The sequence below is a fragment of the Mycolicibacterium vinylchloridicum genome, from assembly GCF_013404075.1.
Classification (GTDB): domain Bacteria; phylum Actinomycetota; class Actinomycetes; order Mycobacteriales; family Mycobacteriaceae; genus Mycobacterium; species Mycobacterium vinylchloridicum.
Genome location: NZ_JACBJQ010000081.1, coordinates 1 through 19210, shown reverse-complemented (window position 1 = coordinate 19210; position 19210 = coordinate 1). Strand labels below are relative to the sequence as shown.

Below are 19210 nucleotides of genomic sequence, written 5' to 3'. Positions count from 1 at the left end.
GGAGATCGTGAGACGGAGCATAGTCGGCAGAGTGAGAAGGGTCTATGAGACTGATTATACAGAGATGCAACGCACCGACAACTGGACCAGGGGTCTCGCCGGCAGCGTGACGTGTATATCAGGGACAGGGCGAGTTCTGCACTTCCGTTGACCACCGCGGCGGCGTTCGCTGTCGCCACCGTCGTGGCCGCGGTGCCGTCGGCGTCCCGTCGGGTGGCGGCCGCCAGGGCCGCCGCGAGCACGTCGGGGCTCGGGGTCGCCGGGGTCGGAATCCTCGGCGAAGGCCGTGCACTTCGGGCCGTACCAGCGGGGGCAGGGTTCTTGACCGAGCCGGCCAGGACGGAACCCGCAGCACGCTTTCGCGGTGGCTTCGCCGAGACGGAACGATCATTAGTGCGAGCCGACGATCCGCTCGCCGACGAATGCGATGACGGGCCGGCTGAGCCGGCACCAGAGCCGCCGTCGGCGTGTGCGACACCGGATCCGGCGGCCAGGGCCGCGCCGATACCCAGCGTGATCGCCCCAGTACCCAGCCACTGGCAAGGCTCGACGCGATGTGGTTTGCGCTGACCCGAGCGCTGCCGACTAGCCAACGACTGACCCCCCAGAGTCACCTGTGAAGTTGCTGCAAGTTACATGTGAAGAACTGCTAGCAACATGTATAACAGGCGATTAGCGACGGCGTGGGGTCAGCACAGCAAATATCGAAGGAAAGATCGGCACGTGCGTTGATCCAGAACGCAGAGCGAGATCTGGCCGACAATTTCGCTCTCAGTTCTGACTGGATCTACAGCCGGCCTTCGCGGCGCAGCAGATCCGCCGCGCTGACACCGCCACCGGTGCCACGGCGACGCTGCTCGTCGCCCTCTTTCTTGCCGCGCGAGTTCAGTTTCTCGGTGGCTACCTCGGGGTCACCTTGCTCGGGCCGGCTCACCGGGATCGCCCGCGTCTCCTCGGCGCTGACCGCGGGGGACACGTCGTCGCCCGTGGCCTCGCGCTGCGCAGGGATCGCCGTGGTCGCGTCGTCCGGGGGAGGGATCGTCTCGGTGGGTTCCGCCGACGGTGGCGGTTGGGGAGTCGGCTCCGGTTGACCCGGTTTGCCGCGCAGTTCGCCCAGCCACGACTCGATCTCCCGATCCGGCGCCGGCGGGGCCGGCGGACGGGTGGAGCGAGCGGCGGACGTCGCGGTGTTGACCGCGTTCTTGACGACGTTCTTGGCCACCGAGAATCGCGTGGTCGGCGCTTCGGTGGTCGCATCGGTCGGGTCCGCCATCCGCGCGGTGCCGGCCGCTGACGGTGCTTCTTGCGGCGGGTTGCGATATTCGGCCCGGCCCACGACGCGCGGCATGGCTCGGCCTTCGACACCGGGGTGGGTCGGGTCGTGTACCGGCCGGCGCGTCTCGGCGGCCGAGACCGGTGCGCCGGCGCCGACGAGTGCGGGGTCCGGGTCGCGGACCACCGGACGCTTGCGCTCGTCGGGGAGATGGATCTCGCCGAGACCGAGCTTGACCTGCACTCGTTTCATCCAGCGCGGCGCCCACCAGCAGTCGTCGCCAAGCAGTTTCATGACGGCGGGTACCAGGAACATTCGGATGATCGTCGCGTCCAGGACCAGCGCGGTGATCAGGCCGAACGCCAGGTACTTCATCATCACCAGGTCGGAGAACGCGAACGCGCCCGCCACCACGATGAGCACCAGAGCCGCCGCGGTGATGATGCGTCCGGTGGTGGCGGTACCGATCCGGATGGCCTCCGCCGTCGACATCCCGCGTTCCCTGGCCTCGACCATGCGAGAGACCAGGAATACCTCGTAGTCGGTGGACAGGCCGTAGATGACCGCGATGATCAGTCCGATCACCGGTGCGGTCAGTGGTGTCGGCGTGAAGTTCAGCAGACCCGATCCGTGCCCGTCGACGAAAATCCAGGTCAAGACACCCATGGTCGAACCGAGCGTCAACGCACTCATCAGGGCGGCCTTGATCGGCAGCACCAGCGAGCCGAATGCCAGGAACATCAACAACGTCGTGGTGCTGATCAAGATCAGCACCATCAGCGGGCCCTTGTCGAGCAGGCTGTGGATACTGTCCTGCTCCAGCGCTGGCGTGCCGCCAACCCAGATGGTCACGCCCTTCGGCGGTGGTATCGCTCGCAGGTCCTTGATCTTCTGGGGCGCGTCGTTGCGGACCTGGAGACCGTTCTGGATAACGGTGACGTTCGGGTCTTTGGTGCCCTCGTCGGTGGCGGTGCGCGGTGTCCACTGACCGGTGAACCCGGAGATCGCATTCGCTTGCGCAGTGATCTGTTCGATCTGCGCCGGTGAGGCGTTCTGGATCACCAGCGTCATCTGCTCGGTGCGGAATCCGGGGAAGGTCCGGTCGAAGTCCTCTTGCGCCTGGCGCACGGAATTCGTTGGCGGCAAGTACTTTTCGCTGAACCCGCCCAGTGACAATTTGCCCAGCGGGATGATCAGCAAGATCATGATGATCACGATCGGCAGCGCGAACATGATCGGCCGCTTCATGACCATGTTGACGAGCTTGCCCCAGAACCCCTTCTCGACCTGCTCGCGAGTCTGGGTCTTCTGCAGCTTGTTGGCCAGCCACTCCAGGTACACGCGCATCGGCTTCCAGTTACGGAAGAACGGCACCCGCAGCAGCGTGCGCACACCGAGCGCGTCGACGTTGGGGCCGAGGATGCTCAGCACCGCGGGCAGCACGGTGATCGACAGGATCGCGGCCAACATCACCGAGGCGATACCCGCGTAGGTCAGCGACGTCAGGAAGCCCTGCGGGAACAGCAGCAGGCCGGCCAGCGAGGCCACGATCAGGACGGCCGAGAACGTCACCGTCCGGCCCGCCGTCATGACGGTGCGCCGGATCGCGGCCTCGACGTCGTAGCCCTCGGCAAGCTCTTCACGGAACCGGCTCACCACGAACAGGCCGTAGTCGATCGCGATACCGAGGCCGATCAGGGTGACGACCGGCTGAGCGAAGAAGTGCACGGGCGCGAACAGCGAGATCAATCGCATGATGCCCAGTGATCCCAGGATGGACAGGCCGCCGACCATCGCGGGGAGGCACGCGGCCACGACACCGCCGAACACGAAGAACAGCACGACCGCGACCAGCGGTAGGGCCAACACTTCGGCGCGCTGCTGGTCCTTGCCGATCGTGCCGGTCAGCTCGCTGGCGACGGGCTGCAGGCCGGCCAGTTCGACCTTGCCGTCGTCCAGCTTCTGGAGGTCGGGCTGCACGATCTTGAAGTTGTTGAGGATGGTGTCGTCGTCATCGCCCTTGAGTGGCAGCGTGACGAAGGTGCGGGTCTTATCGTCGGTCGCGAGCTTCTGAACTGCGGGCAGTGTCGGCGCCTTCAGGTAGCCGGCCCACGGGAGCATCTGGTCGGGATGGTCGTCGACGACCTTGTTCAGTTCGTCGACGATCTTCTTGGACCATTCCGGGTCGTCGACGGTCTTGCCCTCGGGGGCGGTGAAGATGGCGACGATGTGGCTGGACCGGTCGCGGCCGTAGACCTCGTCGGCCAGCACGGAGGCCTTCACCGACTGGCTGTTGTCGTCGTAGAACCCGCTCTGCGTGACGTGCTTGCCCAGGCTGAGCCCGAAGACGCCGGCGCCGAGGCACAGCCCGACCATGACTGCGATCACGATGTATCGGAAGCGATACACAGTTCGACCCCACCAGGCGAACACGTAATCTCCTAACTAAATCTGTGGCGACCTGCGCATCGGGTTCTCCTACACGCGCGATGTCAGTAGTGAGGACAGCGGCCGGAATGGTTGCAGCCACGCCCCCTGCTCTGGTAGCGAATCTAGGCCGATTCGCGGCAGCGGCTCTCGGAAAACACCAGGGATGTCCTCCAGGTCGACGAACTCCAAGGTATCCGACGCTAGTGCCCAGCTGGCATGTTCGCGAAATCCGAGCACGTAGGCGGGGGTGCCCGCCCGGGCAATGTCCTCCAGCGGCGTGCGGAACGCCTGCCCGTCGGCCGACGCGACCAGCACGGCTGCCAGACCCTCGCGGCGGCGCAGTTCGATGTGGGCGAGCATGTCGGAGTCGACGTCGCTGTCGTCGTCCACCTTCGGTTTGGCGAAGACCGCGAAGCCGACGTTGCGCAGTGCCTCCACCCAGGGGCGGACGACGTCTGCGCTGCCGGGCGCGATGTTGGTGAACACGGTTGCCTCCGGTTCCACCGAGATGTCCGGGTGGCCGGCCGACAGTTCGGCGGTGCGGGTCAACAACCAGCGTCCCAGCGCGTCGAACCGTGGCCGGTGTGCGGCCGTTGGCCGGCCGCCGAGAATGGAACCCAGCCCCATGTCCAGGTTGGGCGCATCCCAGACCAGAAGTACCCGTTGAACCGACGGGTTCACCACCGAATCGTCACCGTCGGGCGGCGCGGGGGCGGCCGCGGCGTCTTCCATCACACTCATGGCCGTCTCATCCAGAGGAGCTCTGTGACCGCACTGCCTGCGTGGCGGGCCTTCGTCTCGTATTTGGTCGTCGGGCGCTGCACCGACATCGGCAGCGGGTCGCCCGGCTGCACGCGTTGCAGCAGCGGTTCGGCGTCGCCGGCTTCGGCGATCTGCTCGGCGTACCCGGCGTGGTCGGTGGCGGCGTGCAGGACCCCGCCGGGGCGCAGCCGGTCGGCGATGAGGGCGATGGTGCTCGGCTGTAGCAGCCGGCGCTTGTGGTGGCGTGACTTCGGCCAGGGGTCGGGGAAGAAGACCCGCGCGCCGGTCAGCTCCCCGGTGGAGAACATGTGCTCGAGCACGTCGACGGCGTCGCCGCGGATCAGCCGGATATTGGTGACGCCCTCCCGGTCGACGGCGCTGAGCAGCTGCGCAAGGCCGCGCCGGTAGACCTCGGCGGCCACCACGTCGATGTGGGGCTCGGCCATGGCCATCCCGAGGGTCGAGGTCCCGGTGCCGCAGCCGATCTCCAGGACGACGGGAGCTCGACGGCCGAACCATGCGGTCGTGTCGAGGTGTCCGGCGGGTTTTTCCCCGTTACGAGCCTGGGTACCGAGCTGCGGCCAGAGCCGGTCCCACACTTCTTGCTGGGCCTCGGTCAGCGCCGAGCGGCGCGAGCGGAAGCTGGTTATTCGGGGATACGGATGCGCGGCCACGGCGTCGGGCGTGGCTGAGCCACCGTGGTGCTGCGCATGCATCCGTCCATCGTCGCTCATGAACTCCCGCGTACCCGCACCGTGGTACAGATTGATACCCAACAGTTGCCTTCGCCTGGTAGTGGCTACCGCCACAGGTCAGCGGCTGCCAGCATGTCGGTGTGGTGGGGCTGCCGATACGGGTCAGTGTGACCGGTCGCGCCGGGTGCGGAAGGCGCACAGTGACCCGAGTGTTGCGTGGGGCCGGTGTGGTGATCGCCGATCCGTCGGAGGTCGCCGACGTCGCCGTCTACGTGTTGGCCGAGACGCTGAAGCCCGAGGACCGCCGCGCGATCGCCGGCTCGTCCCGACCGGTCGTCGCCGTCATCAACAAGGCGGATCTGGCCGGATTCGGTGGTCGGGGGCCCATCGCGGCCGCCACCGCTCACTGCGGGCGGCTCGGCGCACTCGCCGGCGTCCCGTTCTATCCCCTGGCCGGACTGGCTGCGGCCGCCGCGTTGGACCACACCGTCGTCGACGACGAGTTGGTCGGCGCATTGCGGGCGCTGACCACCGATCCGGCCGACCTCGGCTCGACCGACCGGTTCGCCACCACCGCACACCGGCTGCCGCTGGCGATCCGGGAACGGCTGCTCGTCGAGCTCGACCTGTTCGGTATCGCCCACGGCGTGCTGGCGCTACGCGCCGGCGCCGACCGAGAAGGGCTGATCGCCGCGTTGCGGCACGCCAGCGCTGTCGACGGGTTGCTCGCCGGTATCGATCGTGCAGCCGCACCCGTGCGTTATCGGCGACTGGCCCCCGACGCGTCGGTCGACACCCGAATGGCCGCGGCCATCGAGGTGGTGCGCGACGCCGGGATGGCAGTGGATGACGGTGTGACCGAGACAGCGCATCTCCAGCGCGCGATCACCTGGCAGCGATACTCCCGAGGTCCGGTATCCCGGCTGCATCGGTCCTGCGGCGTCGACATCGCCCGCGGTTCGCTGCGGTTGTGGGAACGTGCGGGCGGCATCGCGGAGCCACTGTTGTGACTGATGCCGTCGACAGCGTGGTGGCCGAGATCGACTCGATCACCCGGCGCGACGCCGTGTTGGTCGCCGGACCTTGGCTGGCGGGCACCAGTAGTGCGGTGTCCGCCCTTCGTGACCGGCTGCCCGAGGTCACCGTTCTGGAAGTAAACGAGCTCCGCGCCGGCGAGGCGCCCGCCGTGTTGGTGTTCGTGGTGTCGGCCACCGCACCGCTGACCGAATCAGACTGTGCACTGCTGGACGCCGTCGCCGCCGATACCGATGCGGTGATCGGGGTGGTGTCCAAGATCGACGTGCACCGCACCTGGCGTGAGGTGCTCGACGCCGATCGTGCGCTGCTTACCGAGCGGGCCGCCCGTTACGGCGAGGTGGTTTGGGTGGGGGCCGCCGCTGCACCGGATCTGGGGCCGCCCGTCGTTGACGACGTCGTCGTAGCGGTGACCACCATGCTCGCCGATGACTCGCTGGATCAGCGAAATCGCTTGCGCGCGTGGGAGAATCGCTTGCTTGCTATGTGCCTTCGGCTGGATCACGACGTCGAGGGCGCTGGTCGGGAGGCCCGGCTGGCCGCGCTACGGGAACAACGTGCGGGCCAGCTGCGCGCGTTTCGGCTGACCACGTCGCAGCGTTCAATTGCCATACGCAGCCAGATGCAGCAGGTGCGGGTGCAGTTGTCCTCCTTCGCTCGCACCCGCTGTGCGTCGGTGCGTTGCGAACTGCACGAGGACGTCGCGGGCATGACCCGGCGCCGGCTCGGCGGCTTCACCGACGAGGTGCATCACCGGATCGCTGTGGTGAGTGGCGACGTCCAGGAGGGCACCTTCCGCCGTCTGGCCGATATCGGCGACCAGCTGGGCCTACCTGTCCACGCGCCGGCCGACCCGTGCCCGGTGGTCGCGGTGGGCACCGCGCCGCTGCGGTCACGCGGCGCGGAGAACCGGTTGATGATGCTGCTGGGCGCGGGCTTCGGACTCGGCGTCGCGCTGACGCTGAGCCGGCTGTTCGCCGACCTGGCTCCGCGGTGGGCGCTCGGCGGTGCCATCGGCGGCGCGATCGTCGGGCTGGCGGTGACGCTGTGGGTCGTCGGTGTCCGGGGACTGCTGCACGATCGCGCGGTGCTGGACCGCTGGGTTGATGAGGTCACCACCGGGTTGCGCACCGCGATGGAGGAATGGGTGGCGACTCGGGTGTTGGCCGCCGAGGCGTCGCTGAGCCGAGCCACCGCCGAGCGGGACGCCGTCGAGCGCGCCGATACGGAGGAATCGGTGGCCCGGATCGACCGGGAAATCCGCGAGCACGGGGTGCAGCGGGCGCGGGCCGCGGCGATCCGGGACCGTCGTGTCCCGGTGATCGAGAACGCGTTGGCATCGGTGCGTGCCGATCTCGACGAACTGAATCGAAGAAAAGCTCCGAATTATGGCCTTCTGAATCGTTCCTGTGAGTGATCGGACATAATCCCGATTAACCGCGGGTATCTCACCCGCGTTAACCTACTTTTCAGGGAGGACCGTGTCTCGGCGCGGAATCCGGCCTGCGTCCTGGCCATAAAAAGTAAGCAGGAGATAGCGATGACTTCAGCGACCATCCCCGGTCTGGATACCGCACCGACCAAGCATCAGGGCCTGCTCGCTTGGGTCCGGGAGGTCGCCGAACTCACGCAGCCCGACCGCGTGGTCTTCGCCGACGGTTCCGCTGAGGAATACCAGCGCCTGTGCGACCAGTTGGTGGCTGCCGGCACGTTCACTCCGCTGAGCGACACCGAGGAGCCGAGCTCCTACCTGGCCCGCTCGGCGCCGTCGGATGTGGCGCGCGTGGAGTCGCGGACGTTCATCTGCTCGGAGCGGGCGATCGACGCCGGCCCGACCAACAACTGGATGGACCCCGCCGAGATGCGCGGCCTGATGACCGACCTGTACCGCGGTTGCATGCGTGGACGCACGATGTACGTGGTGCCGTTCTGCATGGGCCCGCTCGGTGCCGACGACCCGAAGCTCGGCGTCGAGATCACCGACTCCGAATACGTCGTCGTGTCGATGCGGACGATGACTCGCATGGGCAAGGCCGCGCTGGACAAGATCGGCGAGGACGGATTCTTCGTCAAGGCACTGCATTCGCTCGGTGCGCCCCTCGAGCCGGGCCAAGCAGACGTTCCCTGGCCGTGCAACGACACCAAGTACATCACCCACTTCCCCGAGACCCGCGAGATCTGGAGCTTCGGCTCGGGTTACGGCGGCAACGCGCTGCTGGGCAAGAAGTGCTACTCGCTGCGGATCGCCTCGGCGATGGCGCACGACGAGGGCTGGCTCGCCGAGCACATGCTGATCCTCAAGCTGATCTCGCCCGAGAACAAGGCGTACTACATCGCCGCCGCGTTCCCGTCGGCCTGCGGCAAGACCAACCTCGCGATGCTGCAGCCGACCGTCCCGGGCTGGCGCGCCGAGACCGTCGGTGACGACATCGCCTGGATGCGCTTCGGCAAGGACGGCCGGCTGTACGCCACCAACCCGGAGTTCGGTTTCTTCGGTGTGGCACCGGGCACCAACTGGAGCTCCAACCCCAACGCCATGAAGACCGTCGCCGCCGGCAATACGGTGTTCACCAACGTCGCGCTGACCGACGAAGGAGGTGTCTGGTGGGAGGGCCTCGAGGGCGACCCGCAGCACCTGATCGATTGGAAGGGCAACGATTGGACGCCGGAGTCCGGCGAGAAGGCCGCCCACCCCAACTCCCGTTATTGCACGCCGATGGCGCAGTGCCCGACACTGGCGCCCGAGTGGGATGACCCGCAGGGCGTGCCGATCTCGGCCATCCTGTTCGGCGGCCGCCGCAAGACGACGGTGCCGCTGGTGACGCAGGCCCGCGACTGGCAGCACGGTGTATTCATCGGTGCCACACTGGGTTCCGAGCAGACCGCCGCCGCCGAGGGCAAGGTCGGCACCGTGCGTCGCGACCCGATGGCGATGCTGCCGTTCCTCGGCTACAACGTCGGCGACTACTTCGCCCACTGGATCAACCTCGGCAAGAACGCCGACGAGTCCAAGATGCCGAAGATCTTCTTCGTCAACTGGTTCCGTCGCGGTGACGACGGCCGCTTCCTGTGGCCCGGCTTCGGCGAGAACAGCCGCGTGATGAAGTGGATCATCGAGCGGGTCGAGGGCAAGGCCAACGGCTCGACCACACCGATCGGCATCGTGCCGAGCGCAGGCGATCTCGATCTCGAAGGTCTGGACGCCGATCCGGCCGACGTCAACGAGGCGCTGGCCGTGAATGTGCAGGAGTGGCGTGACGAACTGCCGCTGATCGAGGAGTGGTTCGAGTTCGTCGGCGAGAAGCTGCCGACCGGCGTGAAGGACGAGTTCGAGGCGCTCAAGCAGCGTCTTGCCGAAAGTTCCTGACTACGGCCGTTAAGGCCTGACAGCCACCCCCGCCCGGTTAGCATCTCGGGCGTGGGGGTTCCAACGGCGGATGCGCCTGCGCCGGTGAAGAATGCGCCAGCACAATCGTGGTGGCGCCGGATCGCGACGGTCGCCATGATCCTCGCCATCTACGTCGGGTCGGTGGCCGGCTACTTCTGGATCGACAGCTCGGCCCACACCCTGGCGCCGAGCAATCTGGACGCCGCCGACGAGACCGTTGTGTTGGTGGAACTCACCGCCATTCATCCGCTCGACAATCGAGTCGACGTCGACGTGGTCGTGATACCTCAGAAGGGCTTGCTTGACCCGGAATTCGGCACGCTGAACACCGATATGGTCGTGGTGGTGTGCCCATGCACCGATCTCGGCGAACTGTCGTTTCCCAAAGGCGAGATTCCCAAGGTGATCAAGACCCAGCTGGCGGCCACCGGCGAAGCGGATCGGTGGCCGTTTGACACCTACACCACCAAGACCATCGGCACCGATGTGTTCGTCGGCTCCGGGGCGGATCGGCGTTATGTGCCTGCGCGGGTGGAAGTGGGCGGATCGCTGTACGGCTGGGACATCCGCAGTGACCGGTCAGGCCCGGCCACCCACTCTGGTGGTACCGACGACAACGCGACGATCACCTTCTCGCGTTCGCGGGGCCCGTTGGCGCTGATCTTCGGCATCTGTCTGGTGCTGCTGACGCTGCCGGCACTGGCGCTCTACGCTGCGATCGAAATGCTCTTGGGCAAGAAGAAGTTTCAGCCGCCATTCTCGACCTGGTTCGCCGCAATGTTGTTCGCGGTGGTCCCGATCCGCAACGTGCTACCCGGTGACCCGCCGCCGGGATCCTGGATCGACGAGGCGCTCGTCTTCTGGGTGCTCATCGCACTGGTTGCGGCCATCGTGATCTACCTGGTGGCCTGGGCGCGGCGCAGCGACTGACGCGGCCACGGAGGTGGCTCCCTCTACCGGCCAGATTGTGGGCAACTGCGGCCAGCGAGGACCGGGTTGACACCCGTCAATTGGCGTTGTCGTACAGTGCACCCATGCAGATCCGCGAGCATGCCGAGGCCACTCCCGACAAGCCGGCAGTCATCCTGTATCCCTCCGGAAAAACCGTCACGTTCGGCGAGATGGAAGCCCGGGCCAACCAGCTGGCACACCTGTTCCGGGAGGCCGGGCTGCGCGAGGGCGACGCCGTCGCGGTTCTCATCGAGAACAACGAGCATTTCCACACAGTGCTGTGGGCCGCGCGGCGCTGCGGTCTTTACTACGTGCCGATCAACACTCACCTGACCGCGGCGGAGGCCGCCTACATCATCGACAACAGCGAGGCCAAAGCCGTCGTCGGATCGGACGCGCTGCGCGACACCCTGGCCGGCCTGTCCGCCGAGCTGCCGAAGATGCCCGGGTTGCTCATCATCGCCGGCGGTGAGCTCGATGGTTGGCAGAGCTATCCCGAATGCGTTGCGGGCCAGCCCGTTACCCCGATCGATGACGAGATCGACGGTGATCTGCTGCAGTATTCGTCGGGGACCACCGGGCGACCGAAGGGCATCAAGCGCGAGCTTCCGCACCTGCCTCCCGCTGAGGTTCCCGGTTTGATGTCGGCGCTGGTCGAATTCTGGATGAACCCGCAGGCTGTGTACATCAGCCCCGCTCCGCTGTACCACACCGCGCCGTCGGTCTGGTCGATGCAGACATTGGCGGGCGGCATCACGACGGTGGTGCTGGAGAAGTTCGACGCGCAGGGCTGCCTCGACGCGATCCAGCGTCACCGGGTCACCCACGGGCAGTTCGTCCCGGTCATGTTCACCAGGATGCTGAAACTACCTGAAGACGTGCGTAATTCGTACGATCTATCGAGTCTGCAGCGGATCATGCACGCCGCGGCGCCGTGTCCGGTCGAGATCAAGAAACAGATGATCGACTGGTGGGGGCCGATCGTCGACGAGTACTACGCCTCCTCCGAGGCGATCGGGTCGACGTTGATCACCGCCGAGGATTGGCTCACACACCCCGGATCGGTGGGCAAGCCGATGTTGGGTGGCCTGCACATCCTCGACGAGGACGGCAACGAGTTGCCGCCCGGGCAGGCCGGCGAGATCTACTTCGAGGGCGGATTCGACTTCGAGTACCTCAATGACCCTGAGAAGACGGCGAAGTCCCGCGACAGCCATGGCTGGAAATCGGTCGGTGACATCGGATACGTCGACGAGGATGGCTACCTCTACCTCACCGACCGCCGGCATCACATGATCATCTCCGGCGGGGTGAACATCTATCCGCAGGAAGCCGAGAACATGCTGGTCACCCACCCCAAGGTGATGGACGCCGCGGTGTTCGGCATTCCCGATGAGGAGATGGGCCAAAGCGTCAAGGGCGTGGTGCAACTCGTCGACCCCGCGGACGCCACCGACGAATTCGCCGAGGAGCTGCTGGCCTGGCTACGAGATCGGTTGACGCACTACAAGTGTCCGCGGACCATCTCGTTCGAGACGACCCTGCCCCGGACCGACACCGGCAAGCTGTACAAGCAAGAGCTGATCGCCAAGTACTCGCCCGCGCCGACCGGGTGATGGTGCTAGTCGACTTGTCCGACCCGCCGCCGATCGGGGTGACGGGTCCGCCGGGCGTCGTCGTAGCGGTCGGGGAAGCGTCGACTCCGGATGGTGAATTCTGGCTTGACACTGCGACATTCGCGCTGACCGAAGCCGAGCATGAAGATCGCCGGCGGGTTGCGGTGGAATCGGTCGATGAGACTGTCGCTCTGTTGGCCGACCGCTGCGAGCGGTGGCCGCATGCCAGTGCGGTCTGCGACGACGTGCTGCGGGCCGTGGACGTGACGGGCCCCGCGCTGCCGGGGATCATCACCGAGTCGTTGGCCTACTCGACTCTGCAGTCCGGTCCGGAGTTCGCCCGCTGGCTGGCCGAACGCGGACCGGCCGTGCTGCCTGACATCGCCGATCCGGTGGTGGCATCCCGCGACGGTGCCACGTTGCGGATCCGGTTCAACAGGCCGAAGCGCCACAACGCGTTCAGTACTGACGCGCGGGCGCTGTTGCTCGAGGCGCTGACCGTCGCGTTGCTCGACGACACCGTCACCGAGGTGGTCCTCGGCGGCAACGGCCCATCCTTTTGCAGCGGCGGGGACCTCGGCGAGTTCGGCACCTTCGCAGACCCGGCTTCCGCGCACGTGGCGCGCACCCGACACAGCCCCGCGCTCGCGCTCGACGAGCTGACCCGGCGGCTGGGCCGTGCCTGCCGTGCCGAGATTCACGGCCGGGTGCTCGGCAGCGGGTTGGAGATGGCGTCGTTCTGTGGGTGGGTCAGCTGCGACGCCGAGGCCGTGCTCGGGCTGCCCGAACTGATGCTCGGCCTCATTCCCGGCGCCGGTGGCACGGTGAGCATCACCCGCCGCATCGGACGTTGGCGCACAGCTTATTTGGTGCTGTCGGGCCGGACCATCGATGCGAGCACGGCGCTGTCTTGGGGTCTGGTCGACGAGATCAGCCAGACCGGCGCAGCGTGACCCGGTAGGTGTACTGCTCGGGCAGGAAGTGGCTGACCGACAGTTCGACCGGGGTGCCGGTGGTGTCGGAGTAGAGCCGGTCCACCCGCAGCATCGGGTGCCCGGGCGCGCAGCCGAGCGCACTCGCGACCAGTTCGTCGGCGGGTGCCACCGTGATCGACTGCGCCGCTTCGGCGATGGGATGGTCCAAGTGCGGCTCGAGCACGCCGATGACAGTGTTGGTGCCGACAGCGCCATCCGCCAACTCCGCGGAGTCGAACACCAGCCGCGCGATCGACTCGGGCAGGTGCACGGTGGTGACGACGAACGGAACTCCGAAATAATCCCCGGGTCGCTGCGCTCCTGCCCGCCGGTCGCTCTCCCCGGGTCGCTGCGCTCCTGCCCGCCGGTCGTGCAGCCGTCGGAACACCACCGTGTACACCACGTCATGATCCAGCCTCAGCCGACTGGCTGCGCTGACGTCGACCCGGCGCGAAAGGCCCTGCAGCACTTCCATCGTGGTGTCCTCGGACAAGCTCATCAGGTCCTCGATGGAGCCGAGTTGCCGCAGATAACCCCGATTGGCGTATGTCCCGCGCCCCGGCACCCGGTAGACCACACCCTCGGCCACCAGATCCTGGAACGCCCGGCGCACCGTCTGCCGCGACAGCCCGTGCTCGGCGACCAATTCGGACTCCGTCGGCAACCGGACACCCTCGGGGTAGGCGCCGGCGGCGATCTCGTCGCGAAGTCGTTGCCGCAGAACCTGATACGCGGGCTCGGGTTTCATGGGCGGTCAGATGCCGCCCAAGTCTGATGTCGGCATCAGATGCCTCCCCGCGCGACCAGTTGACCGGCGATCACGTTGCGCTGGATCTCGTTGGTGCCCTCGCCGACGATCATCAGCGGTGCGTCGCGGAAGTAGCGTTCGACGTCGTACTCGGTCGAGTAGCCGTATCCGCCGTGGATGCGCACCGCGTTCAGCGCGATCTCCATGGCGATCTCGGAGGCGAACAGCTTGGCCATGCCCGCCTCCATGTCGCAGCGCTCGCCGCTGTCGTAGCGTTCGGCGGCGTAACGGGTCAGCTGGCGGGCGGCGGTCAGCTTGGTGGCCATATCGGCAAGATAGTTGCCGATCGACTGGTGCTTCCAGATGGGCTGACCGAAGCTCTCCCGGTCCTGGGCATACGCCAGCGCGTCCTCCAGGGCCGCCGTGGCCACCCCCAGTGCGCGGGACGCCACCTGAATGCGGCCGGTCTCAAGGCCTTTCATCATCTGGCTGAAACCGCGACCCGGCTCGCCGCCCAGGATCGCGGTGGCCGGCAGCCGGCAGTTGTCGAACGCGATCTCGCAAGACTCGACGCCCTTGTAGCCCAGCTTGGGCAGATCCCGCGACACCGTCATCCCCGCCGTCTCCGCCTCGACCAGCACCACCGAGATGCCCTTGTGCCGCGGAGTGGCCTGCGGATCGGTCTTGCACAGCAAGGCGATGAGACCCGATCGGCGGGCATTGGTGATCCACGTCTTGGCGCCGTTGATCACCAGGTCGTCACCGTCGCGTCGGGCGACGGTGATCATGTTCTGCAGATCCGAGCCGCCGCCGGGCTCGGTCAGTGCCATCGTGGCGCGGATCTGGCCGGTGGCCATCCTCGGCAGGTAGGTCTGCTTCTGCTCCTCGGTGCCGAAGGTTTCCAGCAGCTTCGCCACCACGGTGTGCCCGCCCATCGCGCCGGCCAGGGTCATCCACCCCCGTGCCAGTTCCTGGGTGACCTCGACGTAGCAGGGCATCGACACGGGGGAGCCGCCGTACTGCTCGCTGATCGCCAGGCCATAGATGCCGATGCGCTTCATCTGCTCGATCCACGCCTCGGGGTAGGTGTTGGCGTGTTCGACCTCGCGCACCGTGGGTTTCACATCGCGGTCGACGAACGCCCGCACCGTCTCCACCAGCATCGTTTCTTCGTCGTTGAGTGCAGTGCTCACCAAGGTCGCTCCAAGATCGGGAAATGTACGGCCATATTGACACGGATGGGCCCGAAGCACCAGTATGGGGCACTGTGACTTTGTACGGCCATATCGGTGGTGAGGCGGGCGTTCCCTACTTCGACGACCTGGCGGTCGGCCAGGTCTTCGACTGGGCGCCCTCGATGACGTTGACCTCGGGCGCCGCGGCCACCCATCAGGCGATCCTGGGCGACCGGATGCGGCTGTCCCTGGACGCCGGCCTCGCGAACGCCGTAGTGGGCAGTAACGCTGTCCTCGCACACCCGGCGCTGGTGTGCGACGTCGCGATCGGCCAGAGCACGCTGGTGACCCAGCGGGTCAAGGCCAACCTGTTCTACCGCGGGCTGACGTTCCACCGCTACCCCGTCATCGGCGACACCATCTCCACGCGCACCGAGGTGGTCGGGCTGCGCCAGAACACCGCCAAGCCGGGTCGGGGAGCGACGGGGTTGGCTGCGCTGCGGATGACCACCGTCGACCAAGTCGGCCGGCTGGTGCTGGACTTCTACCGCTGCGCGATGCTGCCGCTGAGCCCCAACGTCGGCGACACCGGCCACGCCGACGACCTGTCCTTGATCGGCGCCGACCTGGGTCCGGCGCCTGACCCGACCGCCGACTGGAACGCGGCAGCGTTCCGTGAACGCGTAACCGGCCCGCACTTCGTGCCGGATATGGCGGGCTCGGTGCTACGCAGCACCGGAGACGTCGTCAGCTCCGCACCCGAGCTGGCCCGGCTGAGTCTGAATATCGCTGCCACTCACCATGATTCGAGGGTCGGTGGGCAGCGCCTGGTCTACGGCGGGCACACCATCGGGTTGGCACTGGCCCAGGCGAGTCGGGTGCTGCCCAACCTCGCGACCGTGCTGGGCTGGCAGTCCTGCGACCACACCGGTCCGGTGCACGAGGGCGACACGTTGTACAGCGAGCTGCAGATCGAGGCGGCCGAGGCGCTGCCCGGCGATCGCGGCGGGGTGCTCACCCTGCGTTCACTGGTTTACGCGGTGTCCGACGGAGGCGACGACCGTCAGGTCTTGGACTGGCGGTTGCGCGCGCTGCATTTCTAGGCGCCGAGATCGACTTTGTGCAGGTCGGCACTCCAACTTTTCCGGTCAGATGTCGGTTTGGGCGAGAATGGGGGCGTGAGTAACTCCGGCGCCGGCGCCTTGGCCTGGCTGACCGGCATGTCCGACGGGCCGCCGGATCACTCGCGGTCGGCGGTGCTGCGCCATGCCGAAACGGTCGGCGCCGAGCTCACCGAACTCCTGGGCACACCCGTGGACGCCGGCCGGATCGTGACGGGCCGGGCCGCGCTGCTCGGACTCCACCGGCGGGGCCGCATCTCCGCCGGCGGTGCGACCCGGCTGATGCCGGCGCGGGACGGTTGGTGGGCGCTGACCGTCTCGCGAGCCGACGACATGGCCGCCCTGCCCGCCCTCGTCGAAGCCGACACCGTGCCAGAGGATCCTTGGCCGGTGATCGAGCGGTGGGCGGCCCAGCGCCGCTGTGACGAGGCCGTCGAGCGCGCCGTCCTGTTGGATCTGCCCGCGTCAAGGCTGGGTGAGACGGTGGCCGCCCCGCCCCGCGTGGTCCGATCGGGTCCCCGGAGTGCACCTCGCGTGACGGCAGGCCTGCTGGTGGCCGACCTGTCGTCGATGTGGGCCGGCCCGCTGTGCGGGCAGATCCTCGCCGCAGCAGGCGCCACCGTCGTCAAGGTGGAGAGCCCGGCCCGCCCCGACGGCACCAGAGCCGGTGACCCGTTCTTCTACGACTGGATCAACCACGAAAAGCTCTCCTATGCTGTGGATTTCGATCGTGACCACGAACGCCTGCGAGCACTGGTGAACGCTGCCGACATCGTCATCGAAGGCTCGCGCGCGGGGGTACTTGCGCGCCGGGGCCTGACTCCGGAGGTACTGTCCGGCCCGGATGGCAGGGTCTGGCTGCGTGTCACCGGCCACGGTCCCGAGTCGCAGCGAGTCGCCTTCGGTGACGACGCGGCGGTGGCGGGCGGACTGGTTGGCACGAGCCCGAGCGGACCGGTGTTCTGCGGCGACGCCATCGCCGATCCGCTCACCGGGCTGGAATCGGCACTGGCCGTGACGCATTCGCTGGGCCGCGGCGGAGGCGAGACCCTGGAGGTGGCCATGTCGGCCGTCGCGGCGACCTACGCGGCGCTGCCGACGACGGCGTCGCAATCGCCGGCGCCCGCTGAAGTGCCCAAGCCCCCGCCGCGAACTGCGCCCGCCGCGGCGCTCGGTGCGGACAACGCGGCCGTAGAATCCCTTGTTTCCCAGAGGAATTCGGTACCATGCTGATTCAGCGAGCCCGCCTGCTCAATGGCCGCACCGTCGACATCCGGGTGAGCTCCCATATCGACGAGGTCGCCGAAACGCTGACTCCGCGGCTGGCCGAAACGGTTTTCGACGCCGCAGGCGGCACCGTGATTCCCGGTCTGCACGATCACCATGTGCACCTTCGAGCCGCGGCGGCAGCACTGGATTCCGTTCAGGTTGGCCCCGCGACCGTTCATAGCCGCGACGAACTCTCCCGGGTGCTGGCCCGAGCGCCGGTCGGAGAAGACGGCTGGATCCGGGCGGTCGGCTACCACGAATCGGCTGCGGGTTCGCTCGACCGGTACACCCTCGATGAGCTCTTCGACGCGGTTCCGGTACGCATTCAGCATCGCAGCGGCGTCCTGTGGTTCCTGAACTCGGCGGGTCTCTTCGCCGTCGGCCTGCCCGATCACCCCGATGGCAGGTTGCGCAGTTATGACAGCTGGTCGGATGCGGTGGCCCGCCGCGACACCAGTCTGGCAACGATCAGCCGGCGACTGCTGAGCTACGGCGTCACTGGAGTCACCGACGCCACCCCAGATCTGGGCGCCGATGACATCGTCACACTGACCGAGGAGCACCGGCACGGGGGACTGCATCAGGGAGTGCACTGGCTTTCCCCGGGAAAGCGCATTCTGCATGACGATTCGCTGGATCTCGATGAGCTGACCGAGTGGATTGCTGCGACACACCGCACCAGTGGAGCCGTCGCGCTGCACTGTGTCACCGCGAGCCAGCTGGTCGTCTCCCTTGCCGCATTGCGGGCAGCGGGTACGCACCCCGGCGACCGGATCGAGCATGCGGCCGTGGTGCCCGCCGACAGCATCACCGAACTCGCCGACATCGGCGTACTCGTGGTGACCCAACCCAACTTCATCGCCGAACGCGGTGACCAATACCTCGTCGACGTCGACCCCGAGGATCAGGCCGCGCTCTGGCGGCTGGCGTCGCTACTCGAAGCCGGTGTGCGCGTGGCTCTTTCGACAGACCTGCCGTTTGGAGGCGCCGACCCATGGGCCGCGATGCACGCCGCCACCCGCCGCGCCGGTCCGAGTGGCGCGGTGCTGAACGAGGGCGAATGTGTTTCGGCCACAACGGCTCTGACGATGTTCACCGGGCATGCTGAACGTCCCGACGTACCCAGGACGGTCGATCCGGGACAGCCCGGGGACCTGTGCGTACTCGGCGCTTCGCCGGTCGAAGTGCTCGACACCCTCGACGCCGGCCTGGTGACCGCCACCATCATCGGCGGGCACCTGCAGGTGGTGAATTAGTCCTTTTCGTCGTCTTTGGGGAGTAGTCGTTCTGGGTGGTGGTAGTCGTTGGTGCCGCCGCGTAGGGGGACGTCGGGTGGTGGGCTCCAGTGGGTTTGGCCGCCTGCGAGTTGGTGGGTTTCCCAGCCGTGGTTTTCGACGAGGAGGTTGTCGCATTTGCAGGCCAGGGTGAGGTGGTCGATGTCGGTGGTGCCGCCGTGTTTCCAGTCTTGTGTGGCGTGGTGGACCTGGCTGTTGTAGCCGTTGACCGTGCACCCGGGTGCGGTGCAGCCCCGATATTTGGCCAGCAGCATGATCCGCTGATCAGCCGACGCCAGCCGCTTGGACCGGCCCAGCCACAGTGATTGCCCGGTGATGCCGTCGAACACCGCCAGATACTTGTTCGCGGGAGCGTTCATCTGGATCAGATCCGAGATCGGGATCAACGTCCCACCGCCGGTCACCGCGTGGCCGGCACCGGCCTGGAGGTCTTGCAGGGTGGTGGTCACGATCATCGTGACCGGTAAGCCGTTGTGCT

At 67.1% G+C, this 19210-nt stretch carries 16 protein-coding genes; 10 read left to right on the top strand and 6 right to left on the bottom strand.

Translation table 11 applies throughout. The annotated features are described in order from the left end of the window. Positions 1-147: 147 nt before the first annotated feature. Positions 148-570, top strand: coding sequence for a hypothetical protein (locus HPC46_RS31615; protein WP_179476012.1), 423 nt, complete (start codon positions 148-150; stop codon positions 568-570). A gap of 217 nt (positions 571-787) precedes the next feature. Here HPC46_RS31615 and HPC46_RS31610 read toward each other — a convergent pair whose 3' ends face one another. From HPC46_RS31610 to trmB, 3 genes are read right to left on the bottom strand one after another with little or no spacing between them, the layout of a single operon-like run. After that, on the bottom strand, positions 788-3706 hold the full coding sequence (locus HPC46_RS31610) for a trehalose monomycolate exporter MmpL3 (RefSeq protein WP_179476011.1): 2919 nt from the start codon (positions 3704-3706) through the stop codon (positions 788-790). 45 nt (positions 3707-3751) lie between these two features. Further along, a complete protein-coding gene (locus HPC46_RS31605) occupies positions 3752-4444 on the bottom strand; it encodes an NYN domain-containing protein (RefSeq protein WP_179476010.1) in 693 nt (230 codons plus the stop codon). Beyond that, positions 4441-5199: a tRNA (guanosine(46)-N7)-methyltransferase TrmB gene (gene trmB, locus HPC46_RS31600; protein ID WP_179476009.1), complete on the bottom strand. Its 759-nt coding sequence runs from the start codon at positions 5197-5199 to the stop codon at positions 4441-4443. Before trmB ends, HPC46_RS31605 begins: the two co-directional genes overlap by 4 nt. Before the next feature lie 170 nt (positions 5200-5369). Between trmB and HPC46_RS31595 the strand changes: the two genes are divergently transcribed. From HPC46_RS31595 to HPC46_RS31570, 6 genes are all read left to right on the top strand, one after another. Then, on the top strand, positions 5370-6170 hold the full coding sequence (locus HPC46_RS31595; protein ID WP_325096851.1) for a hypothetical protein: 801 nt from the start codon (positions 5370-5372) through the stop codon (positions 6168-6170). Further along, positions 6167-7612: a hypothetical protein gene (locus tag HPC46_RS31590; protein WP_179476008.1), complete on the top strand. Its 1446-nt coding sequence runs from the start codon at positions 6167-6169 to the stop codon at positions 7610-7612. Before HPC46_RS31595 ends, HPC46_RS31590 begins: the two co-directional genes overlap by 4 nt. Before the next feature lie 123 nt (positions 7613-7735). Beyond that, on the top strand, positions 7736-9562 hold the full coding sequence (locus HPC46_RS31585; RefSeq protein ID WP_179476007.1) for a phosphoenolpyruvate carboxykinase (GTP): 1827 nt from the start codon (positions 7736-7738) through the stop codon (positions 9560-9562). Between the two features lie 51 nt (positions 9563-9613). Further along, positions 9614-10513, top strand: coding sequence for a DUF4436 domain-containing protein (locus HPC46_RS31580; protein WP_325096850.1), 900 nt, complete (start codon positions 9614-9616; stop codon positions 10511-10513). Positions 10514-10617: 104 nt separating this feature from the next. Next, positions 10618-12150, top strand: coding sequence for a fatty-acid--CoA ligase FadD4 (gene fadD4, locus HPC46_RS31575; RefSeq protein WP_179476006.1), 1533 nt, complete (start codon positions 10618-10620; stop codon positions 12148-12150). Then, on the top strand, positions 12147-13103 hold the full coding sequence (locus HPC46_RS31570; RefSeq protein ID WP_179476005.1) for an enoyl-CoA hydratase/isomerase family protein: 957 nt from the start codon (positions 12147-12149) through the stop codon (positions 13101-13103). Before fadD4 ends, HPC46_RS31570 begins: the two co-directional genes overlap by 4 nt. Here HPC46_RS31570 and HPC46_RS31565 read toward each other — a convergent pair. Continuing rightward, complete coding sequence (locus tag HPC46_RS31565) at positions 13081-13872, bottom strand: GntR family transcriptional regulator (RefSeq protein WP_179476004.1); 792 nt, start codon at positions 13870-13872, stop codon at positions 13081-13083. The genes HPC46_RS31570 and HPC46_RS31565 overlap by 23 nt on opposite strands. Before the next feature lie 35 nt (positions 13873-13907). Then, on the bottom strand, positions 13908-15065 hold the full coding sequence (locus HPC46_RS31560) for an acyl-CoA dehydrogenase family protein (RefSeq protein WP_179476003.1): 1158 nt from the start codon (positions 15063-15065) through the stop codon (positions 13908-13910). A gap of 74 nt (positions 15066-15139) precedes the next feature. Between HPC46_RS31560 and HPC46_RS31555 the strand changes: the two genes are divergently transcribed. The 3 genes from HPC46_RS31555 to HPC46_RS31545 all read left to right on the top strand — a co-directional run bounded on the left by HPC46_RS31555 (position 15140) and on the right by HPC46_RS31545 (position 18693). Continuing rightward, entirely contained in the window at positions 15140-16150 is a 1011-nt protein-coding gene (locus HPC46_RS31555; RefSeq protein WP_179476002.1) for a MaoC family dehydratase, read from the top strand. 117 nt (positions 16151-16267) lie between these two features. Next, positions 16268-17401 carry a CoA transferase gene (locus HPC46_RS31550; RefSeq protein WP_179476013.1) on the top strand — a complete coding sequence of 378 codons (1134 nt, stop codon included), beginning with the start codon at positions 16268-16270 and terminating at the stop codon, positions 17399-17401. Further along, entirely contained in the window at positions 17395-18693 is a 1299-nt protein-coding gene (locus HPC46_RS31545) for an amidohydrolase family protein (RefSeq protein WP_179476001.1), read from the top strand. The genes HPC46_RS31550 and HPC46_RS31545 overlap by 7 nt, the downstream gene beginning before the upstream one ends. Here HPC46_RS31545 and HPC46_RS31540 read toward each other — a convergent pair. Beyond that, the coding region (locus HPC46_RS31540) for an HNH endonuclease signature motif containing protein (RefSeq protein ID WP_179476000.1) at positions 18690-19210 on the bottom strand (521 nt) is incomplete at its 5' end. The two genes, HPC46_RS31545 and HPC46_RS31540, sit on opposite strands and share 4 nt — an antisense overlap.

Coding starts and splice junctions, on each gene's coding strand:
- trmB (WP_179476009.1), bottom strand. CDS start 5,199: ATGAGCGACGATGGACGGATGCATGCGCAGCACCACGGTGGCTCAGCC.
- HPC46_RS31550 (WP_179476013.1), top strand. CDS start 16,268: ATGTCCGACGGGCCGCCGGATCACTCGCGGTCGGCGGTGCTGCGCCAT.
- fadD4 (WP_179476006.1), top strand. CDS start 10,618: ATGCAGATCCGCGAGCATGCCGAGGCCACTCCCGACAAGCCGGCAGTC.
- HPC46_RS31565 (WP_179476004.1), bottom strand. CDS start 13,872: ATGAAACCCGAGCCCGCGTATCAGGTTCTGCGGCAACGACTTCGCGAC.
- HPC46_RS31605 (WP_179476010.1), bottom strand. CDS start 4,444: ATGAGTGTGATGGAAGACGCCGCGGCCGCCCCCGCGCCGCCCGACGGT.
- HPC46_RS31585 (WP_179476007.1), top strand. CDS start 7,736: ATGACTTCAGCGACCATCCCCGGTCTGGATACCGCACCGACCAAGCAT.
- HPC46_RS31545 (WP_179476001.1), top strand. CDS start 17,395: ATGCTGATTCAGCGAGCCCGCCTGCTCAATGGCCGCACCGTCGACATC.